The sequence below is a fragment of the Streptomyces sp. NPDC096324 genome (genome assembly GCF_044763015.1).
Classification (GTDB): Bacteria; Actinomycetota; Actinomycetes; order Streptomycetales; family Streptomycetaceae; genus Streptomyces.
Window position 1 is genome coordinate 191,608 of the sequence record NZ_JBIWFK010000014.1, and the last position, 8,078, is coordinate 199,685.

8 protein-coding genes are annotated in these 8,078 nt (G+C 69.4%); 3 read left to right on the top strand and 5 right to left on the bottom strand.

Annotated elements, in window-relative coordinates:
• The first annotated feature begins 62 nt into the window (after nt 1-62).
• The 3 genes from gcvH (at nt 63) to ACIQ7M_RS33025 (ending at nt 3,258) form a co-directional block, all read left to right on the top strand.
• Nucleotides 63-440: a glycine cleavage system protein GcvH gene (gene gcvH / locus ACIQ7M_RS33015; protein WP_355767815.1), complete on the top strand. Its 378-nt coding sequence runs from the start codon at nt 63-65 to the stop codon at nt 438-440.
• 12 nt (nt 441-452) lie between these two features.
• On the top strand, nt 453-1,727 hold the full coding sequence (gene glyA / locus ACIQ7M_RS33020) for a serine hydroxymethyltransferase (RefSeq protein WP_403651120.1): 1,275 nt from the start codon (nt 453-455) through the stop codon (nt 1,725-1,727).
• A gap of 163 nt (nt 1,728-1,890) precedes the next feature.
• A complete protein-coding gene (locus ACIQ7M_RS33025) occupies nt 1,891-3,258 on the top strand; it encodes an L-serine ammonia-lyase (RefSeq protein WP_403651122.1) in 1,368 nt (455 codons plus the stop codon).
• A 64-nt stretch (nt 3,259-3,322) separates the two neighbouring features.
• On the opposite strand, the gene ACIQ7M_RS33030 is transcribed toward ACIQ7M_RS33025, so the two are convergent.
• From ACIQ7M_RS33030 to ACIQ7M_RS33050, 5 genes are all read right to left on the bottom strand, one after another.
• Complete coding sequence (locus ACIQ7M_RS33030) at nt 3,323-3,523, bottom strand: acyl-CoA carboxylase epsilon subunit (protein ID WP_365491759.1); 201 nt, start codon at nt 3,521-3,523, stop codon at nt 3,323-3,325.
• A gap of 20 nt (nt 3,524-3,543) precedes the next feature.
• Nucleotides 3,544-5,085, bottom strand: a complete 1,542-nt coding sequence (locus tag ACIQ7M_RS33035; protein WP_403651124.1) for an acyl-CoA carboxylase subunit beta — start codon at nt 5,083-5,085, stop codon at nt 3,544-3,546.
• Nucleotides 5,086-5,279: 194 nt separating this feature from the next.
• Nucleotides 5,280-5,834 (bottom strand): NAD(P)H-dependent oxidoreductase, encoded by a 555-nt coding sequence (locus ACIQ7M_RS33040; protein WP_355767829.1) that lies wholly within the window; start codon nt 5,832-5,834, stop codon nt 5,280-5,282.
• 758 nt (nt 5,835-6,592) lie between these two features.
• A complete protein-coding gene (locus ACIQ7M_RS33045) occupies nt 6,593-7,000 on the bottom strand; it encodes an OB-fold protein (RefSeq protein ID WP_355767832.1) in 408 nt (135 codons plus the stop codon).
• Nucleotides 6,997-7,857, bottom strand: coding sequence for an oxidoreductase (locus ACIQ7M_RS33050; protein ID WP_403651127.1), 861 nt, complete (start codon nt 7,855-7,857; stop codon nt 6,997-6,999). The genes ACIQ7M_RS33045 and ACIQ7M_RS33050 overlap by 4 nt, the downstream gene beginning before the upstream one ends.
• Between the last annotated feature and the right edge of the window lie 221 nt (nt 7,858-8,078).

Sequence of the window (8,078 nt, forward strand, 5' to 3'; positions counted from 1 at the left end):
TCCGCCCGGTCACCCACGCTTCCCTCCATCAGCACTCCACCGCGTACAGGAGAATTCAGGTCATGAGCAACCCCCAGACGCTGCGTTACAGCAAGGAGCACGAGTGGCTGTCGGTCGCCGAGGACGGCGTCGCGACGGTCGGCATCACCGAGTTCGCGGCCAACGCGCTCGGTGACGTCGTCTACGCCCAGCTCCCGGCCGTCGGTGACACGGTGACCGCGGGCGAGTCCTGCGGCGAACTGGAGTCGACCAAGTCGGTCAGCGACCTGTACTCCCCGGTGAACGGCGAGATCGTCGAGGCCAACCAGGACGTCGTGGACGACCCGGCACTCGTGAACTCCGCCCCCTTCGAGGGCGGCTGGCTGTTCAAGGTGCGCGTCGCCGACGAGCCCGAGGACCTGATGTCCGCCGACGAGTACACCGCCTTCACGGCCGGCTGAGGAGTCACCCGCATGTCGCTGATGAACACCCCCCTGCACGAGCTCGACCCCGACGTCGCCGCCGCCGTCGACGCCGAGCTGCACCGCCAGCAGTCCACGCTGGAGATGATCGCCTCGGAGAACTTCGCTCCGGTCGCGGTCATGGAGGCCCAGGGCTCGGTCCTGACCAACAAGTACGCCGAGGGCTACCCGGGCCGCCGCTACTACGGCGGCTGCGAGCACGTCGACGTGGCCGAGCAGATCGCCATCGACCGGGTCAAGGACCTGTTCGGCGCCGAGTACGCCAACGTCCAGCCCCACTCGGGTGCCTCCGCCAACCAGGCCGCGCTGTTCGCCCTGGCCCAGCCCGGCGACACCATCCTCGGCCTGGACCTGGCCCACGGCGGCCACCTGACCCACGGCATGCGCCTGAACTTCTCGGGCAAGCAGTTCGACGTGGTCGCGTACCACGTGGACGAGGCCGGCCTGGTCGACATGGCCGAGGTCGAGCGGCTCGCCAAGGAGCACCGCCCGAAGGTGATCATCGCGGGCTGGTCGGCGTACCCGCGTCAGCTCGACTTCGCCGAGTTCCGCCGGATCGCGGACGAGGCCGGCTCCCTCCTGTGGGTCGACATGGCCCACTTCGCGGGCCTGGTCGCGGCGGGTCTGCACCCGAACCCGGTCCCGTACGCGGACGTGGTCACCTCCACCACGCACAAGACGCTCGGCGGCCCCCGCGGCGGCATCATCCTGGCGAAGAAGGAGTTCGCGAAGAAGCTGAACTCCTCGGTCTTCCCGGGCTTCCAGGGCGGCCCCCTGGAGCACGTGATCGCCGCCAAGGCCGTCTCCTTCAAGGTCGCCGCCTCGGACGACTTCAAGGAGCGCCAGCAGCGCACGCTGGACGGCGCGCGCATCCTGGCCGAGCGCCTGGTCCAGGACGACGTGAAGGCCGTCGGCGTGGACGTCCTGTCCGGGGGCACGGACGTGCACCTGGTCCTGGTCGACCTGCGCGACTCCGAGCTGGACGGGCAGCAGGCCGAGGACCGTCTCCACGAGGTCGGCATCACGGTCAACCGCAACGCCATCCCGAACGACCCGCGCCCGCCGATGGTCACCTCGGGCCTGCGCATCGGCACGCCCGCCCTCGCCACCCGCGGCTTCACCGCCGAGGACTTCACCGAGGTCGCGGACATCATCGCCGAGACGCTGAAGGCGCCCTCTCCCTTCGAGGCGGCCGACGTGGAAGGCCTGAAGGCCCGGGTGTCCGCTCTGGCGGACAAGCACCCGTTGTACCCCGGCCTGAAGTAGTTCCGCAGGGTTTCTGTCCTGTGTTTTCACCCCGTACGGTTGTTTTCGTACGGAACTCCGGGGCACCGCGCACACTGGAAGCAGAGCGCGGTGCCCCGTTCCATGCAGTCCCGCACCACCTCCGTCGGACAACGGCGTCCGGCGAAACCAGCAAGGAGTTCCCGTGGCCATCTCGGTCTTCGACCTGTTCTCGATCGGCATCGGCCCGTCCAGCTCCCACACCGTGGGTCCGATGCGCGCCGCGCGCATGTTCGCCCGGCGGCTGCGCAACGAGGACCTGCTGGCTCCCGTCGCGTCGATACGCGCCGAGCTGTACGGCTCCCTGGGAGCGACCGGCCACGGCCACGGCACCCCCAAGGCGGTGCTGCTCGGTCTGGAGGGCGCCTCGCCGCGGACGGTGGACGTGGAGGGCGCCGACGAGCGCGTCGAGCAGATCAAGGCCTCGGGCCGGATCCGGCTGCTCGGCGAGCACGAGATCGGCTTCTCCTTCGACGACGACCTCGTCCTGCACCGCCGCAAGGCCCTGCCGTACCACGCCAACGGCATGACGATCTTCGCGTACGACGCCTCCGGCGAGCTCGTCCTGGAGAAGACGTACTACTCGGTGGGCGGCGGCTTCGTGGTCGACGAGGACGCGGTGGGCGAGGACCGCATCAAGCTCGACGACACGATCCTGAAGTACCCGTTCCGCACGGGTGACGAGTTGCTGCGGCTCACGAAGGAGACCGGTCTGTCGATCTCCGCCCTGATGCTGGAGAACGAGCGGGCCTGGCGCACCGAGGAGGAGATCCGCGAGGGGCTCCTCGGGATCTGGCGCGTGATGCAGGCGTGCGTCTCGCGCGGCATCACCCGCGAGGGCATCCTGCCGGGCGGGCTGCGGGTCCGCCGCCGTGCCGCCCTCTCGGCCCGCCAACTCCGCGCCGAGGGCGACCCGCTGGCCCACGCGATGGAGTGGATCACCCTCTACGCGATGGCCGTCAACGAGGAGAACGCGGCGGGCGGCCGGGTGGTCACCGCCCCGACCAACGGCGCGGCGGGCATCATCCCGGCGGTGCTGCACTACTACATCAACTTCGTGCCGGGCGCCGACGAGGACGGGGTCGTACGGTTCCTGCTCACGGCCGGGGCGATCGGCATGCTCTTCAAGGAGAACGCCTCCATCTCGGGCGCCGAGGTCGGCTGCCAGGGCGAGGTCGGCTCGGCCTGCTCCATGGCGGCCGGCGCGCTCGCCGAGGTGCTGGGCGGCAGCCCCGAGCAGGTCGAGAACGCCGCCGAGATCGGCATGGAGCACAACCTCGGCCTGACCTGCGACCCGGTCGGCGGTCTGGTCCAGATCCCGTGCATCGAGCGCAACGGCATGGCCGCGGTGAAGGCCGTCACGGCGGCCCGGATGGCGATGCGCGGCGACGGCTCCCACCTGGTCTCCCTGGACAAGGTCATCAAGACCATGAAGGAGACCGGCGCGGACATGAGCGTCAAGTACAAGGAGACCGCGCGTGGCGGGCTCGCGGTGAACATCATCGAGTGCTAGGGGAAACGGTCTCTGACCAGCGCGTTCGCGTCTTCGGCACCGTCGGGGTCCGCGGCGGGCGGCATCAGCGCCAGGAGACGGGGCTGCGGTAGCCGGCCACGCGCTCGAGGCGGCGCCAGCGGGCCTGCGGACGGCGGTCCCCATGGGCGAACCGCGGAGTGGCGGCGCGCCGCGCGGCGGTGCGGGCCGCCAGGACCGCGATCAGCGCGGCGAGTTCCTCGGGAGTGGGATCGCCGTGGATGACGCGGAGGTCCCCCTGGTCCATCTGCTGCCCCTTCGGTGCGCTCACTGGGGTGGGTTGCCGTGCTTGCGGGCGGGCAGGTCCGCGTCCTTGGTGCGGAGCATCCGCAGGGAGCGGATGAGCACCTCGCGGGTGGCGGCGGGGTCGATCACGTCATCGACCAGGCCGCGCTCCGCTGCGTAGTAGGGGTGCATCAGCGCGTCCTTGTACTGCCGCACCATCTCCACGCGCTTGGCCTCCGGATCGTCCGCGGCGGCGATCTCGCGGCGGAAGACGACGTTCGCGGCGCCCTCGGCGCCCATCACCGCGATCTCGTTGGTCGGCCAGGCGAACGCGAGGTCGGCGCCGACCGAGCGCGAGTCCATGACGATGTACGCGCCGCCGTACGCCTTGCGCAGCACCAGCGAGATCCGGGGCACGGTGGCGTTGCAGTACGCGTACAGCAGCTTGGCGCCGTGCCGGATGATGCCGCCGTGCTCCTGGTCCACGCCCGGCAGGAAGCCGGGCACGTCCAGCAGGGTGACCAGCGGAATGTTGAAGGCGTCGCACAGCTGCACGAACCGCGCGGCCTTCTCCGAGGCGTGGATGTCCAGCACACCGGCCAGCGACTGCGGCTGGTTGGCGACGATGCCGACGACCTGCCCGTCCATGCGGGTGAGCGCGCAGATGACGTTGGTGGCCCAGCGCTCGTGGATCTCCATGAACTGGCCCTCGTCGGCCAGCTCCTCGATCACCTCGCGCATGTCGTAGGGGCGGTTGCCGTCGGCCGGGACCAGGTCGAGGAGCGCCTCGCAGCGGCGGTCGGCCGGGTCCTCGGTCGTCTCCACCGGCGGGGTCTCGCGGTTGTTCTGCGGCAGCATCGACAACAGGAACCGGACCTCGTCCAGGCAGGTCCGCTCGTCGTCGCAGGCGAAGTGCGCCACACCGGAGACCTCGGCGTGCACGTCCGCGCCGCCCAGACCGTTCTGGGAGATCCGCTCGCCGGTGACGGCCTTGACCACGTCCGGGCCGGTGATGAACATCTGCGAGGTCTCGCGGACCATGAACACGAAGTCGGTCAGCGCCGGCGCGTAGGCGGCGCCGCCCGCGCACGGGCCGAGCATCACGGAAATCTGCGGGATCACACCCGAGGCGCGGGTGTTGCGCCGGAAGATGCCGCCGTAACCGGCGAGCGCGGTGACGCCCTCCTGGATCCGGGCGCCCGCGCCGTCGTTCAACGACACCAGCGGAGCACCGGCCGCGATGGCCATGTCCATGATCTTGTGGATCTTCTGGGCGTGGGCCTCGCCCAGCGCGCCGCCGAAGATCCGGAAGTCGTGCGCGTACACGAACACCGTGCGGCCGTGGACGGTACCCCAGCCGGTGATCACGCCGTCGGTGTAGGGCTTCTTCGCCTCCAGGCCGAACCCGGTGGCCCGGTGCCGGCGCAGCGGCTCGACCTCGTTGAACGAACCCTCGTCCAGCAGCAGCCCGATCCGCTCACGCGCGGTCAGCTTCCCCTTCGCGTGCTGCGCCTCCGTCGCCGCCGGACTCGGCCCCGCCAACACCTGCTCACGAATCGCGAGCAGCCCGGCCACGGCGGACATCTCCTTCTCCCCTCACTGTGATCCGAACGGAGCCCGAGTCTGGCTTCCTTCGCTGAACTGCCGTCGAGTTCGGCGAAGGAAGCGGCGGTGACATGCGGGACGCGCCGCCCGGGGCCGGGCCCCGGAGCAGGCATCGCGATTACTCGTGAAACTCCAAGAATTCACGAACAGTCGAGATTCACGAATGACCGAGGTCAGCCGACCGGCGTCTCACTGTTCGCGATGAGCCGACGGTATTCCTTGGCGTTCAGGACGAGATCCTCGTCCAGCGGGTCGAAGATCATGCCGTAGACGGAGTGGAATCCCTGATAGTCGAGCTGGCAGAACTCCAGCGTCTGAGCGACCGGGGCGAGGTACTCCTCGAGGGTCCGTCGGGCGAGGCCGTCCGCGGCGTAGGTCTCCAGGGTGCTGCCGACCGTGACGGCCAGCCAAGCCTTCTTGCCCTGCAGCGCGGAGGCGGAACCGTCGAAGGTGAAGGCGAAACCGTGAACCAGCACCGCGTCGAACCAGGCCTTGAGCAGCGGGGTCACGCTGTACCAGTAGACCGGGAACTGGAGAACGACGGTGTCGTGCTCGCGCAGCAGTTCCTGCTCGCGTGCGGCATCGATCTTGAAATCGGGGTAGGTCTCGTAGAGGTCGTGGACGGTGACGTTGTCCAGGTCCTTGATCCCAGCGAGCCAGGTGGCGTTGCCACGGGACTCCGCGAGGTTCGGGTGGGCGACAATGACGAGGGTGCGATTCGTGGTCACTGAATGTTCCATTTCTCGTGTAGGACGCGAACCCGTGTGCGCCCTCACTGTCAATGTTGGTGAGCGGGTCGGTCGTGTCCGCGGTCATGCGTTCCTCGCGATCGCTATGAAAGGGCGATCTTTTCGGAACGAGCGGCTGTGCCTCTGTAAGTAAAGGCAATCGGTGATCCGAGCGGTATTTGTCACGCGATATTGACGGACTCGTTCCACCGACGACCCTCCGCGTGGTGGATATTCACGCGAACCCCCAGCGCATCCGGGGCTTCGGTGCAGTCGGGGTGTCGGCGGTGACGACGGCCCGGCGAGGCCGGCGACCGTGTCCAGCGGCGACTGGAGGCCGTACAGGGAGGCGGGCGGGGCGCACCGGATCGGGGCGGACGCCGGGCCGGGCGAGCACGTGGGCGGGCGCGCAGGCGATCCGCTCGCCCGTCGCCGGCGGATTGGTGGCCCGGCCAGGACCGCGCACGCGGCCGGGGCAGGGACCGCGCACGCGGCCGGGGCGAGGCCGACGGCCGACGCAGGCAGGCACGGTCTTCCACTCGGATCACGGGGTGTGGAGACGTCCATGATCCGGGAGACCGTGCCTGTCACGCTTCCCGGCCCGCGCCGCCCGACGGACCGTCATGGACCCGGACGGCGACCGACCTTGCCGGACCCTGCCGGGCGGGACGGCGCGTGCCGCGCAGGCCGGAGATCAAGCTTGGACCGACCTCACGTGTGCCGGCCGTCCGCCGCTCCGGGAAACGGCCCGCGGGGACTCAGGGGGTGAGGAGTTCGCACTCCTTGATGACCAGCACTGTTCCGTCCTCGCTGAAGACCCGGACTTCTCCCTTGACGGTGACGGTGACGCCCAGGGGGACGCTCCGCACGAGCCGGAATGATTCCTTGATCCGGTGGTCGAACGGCAGCACGAAGATGGCGAGGTGCGGACCTCCGACGGCATCCGACACTTCCACCACCGGCGTGCCGTACTGACTTTCGCCTGTCCGGATCGAGACTCCCTCGAGAGTGAGGTATTTCCCGTAGTAGGCACGCTCGGCGGCGGCACGGTCCGCGGTGAATTCGTTGTGGAGGTCGCGAATCTTCATCGTTTGTCGCCTTCTCTGTTGTCGCGTGATCCTGCTGGTCTTGTTCGAGTTGTCGTCAGCCGGTACCCACGGGGTCACTGCCCGATGGTGTCGAGTTCGGCGATCGCCTCGTCGGGCAGTCGCAGATCAGCCGCGGCGATGTTCTCCCGCAGGTGGGCGACGCTGGAGGTTCCGGGGATCAGCACCGTCGACGGCGAGCGCCGCAGCAGCCAGGCGAGCGCCACCTGCTGCTCGGAGGCGCCGAGGCGGCGGGCGACATCGCGCAGGATCCGTACCCGCAGTGGGTGGAATCCGCCGCCGAGGGGGAAGAACGCGGCGTAGGCGATGTTCTCCGCGGCGCAGCGATCGACGAGGTCGTCGTCGGCGCGGTCGGCCAGGTTGTACTGGTTCTGCACGGTGACCACGGGAGCGATGGCCTGGGCCTGGGTGAGCTGGGCGTCGGTGATCCCGCTGAGGCCCAGGTGACGGATCAGGCCCTGTTCGCGCAGGCCGGCCAAGGTGCCGAACGACTCGGCAATGGAGGACCCGTCACCGCCGAACGCGGCCGTGCGCAGGTTGACCACGTCCAGGGTCTCCAGGCCGAGATGCCGGAGGTTCTCGTGGACCTGGGCCTTGAGGTCGGCGGGGTCCAGGGAGGTGATCCAGCCGCCGGTGGCGCTGCGGCGGACGCCGACCTTGGTGACGATGTGCAGACCGGCCGGGTAGGGGTGCAGGGCCTCCTTGATCAGTTCGTTGACGACGGTCGGCCCGTAGAAGTCGCTGGTGTCGATGTGGGTGATGCCGAGCTCGACCGCTGCGCGCAGCACGGCGATCGCCCGGGTGCGATCCTTGGGCGGTCCGAAGACCCCGGGACCGGTCAGCTGCATCGCGCCGTATCCCATCCGAGTGATGGTCAGGTCGTCGGCGAGGGTTAACGTCTGCGGGGCGGGGGTCATCCGAAGGCCTCTCGGGTCTGTTCGCGGCATCGTCGTGGACCGCTCGGCGCGTCCACCGGGTACGTTTCCACAGGTGCGGCGGGGGCGGGGGCGGGGACGCGGTCGGGGGGGCCGGGGGGCGGGCCCCCGCCCCCCCCCCGGGAAGAAAGGGGGCCGGGGGCAGAAAAGAAATATTAGAATTTTTTACTAAAAGTAAAGCGGTTAGGACCGCGGCCCCGCCG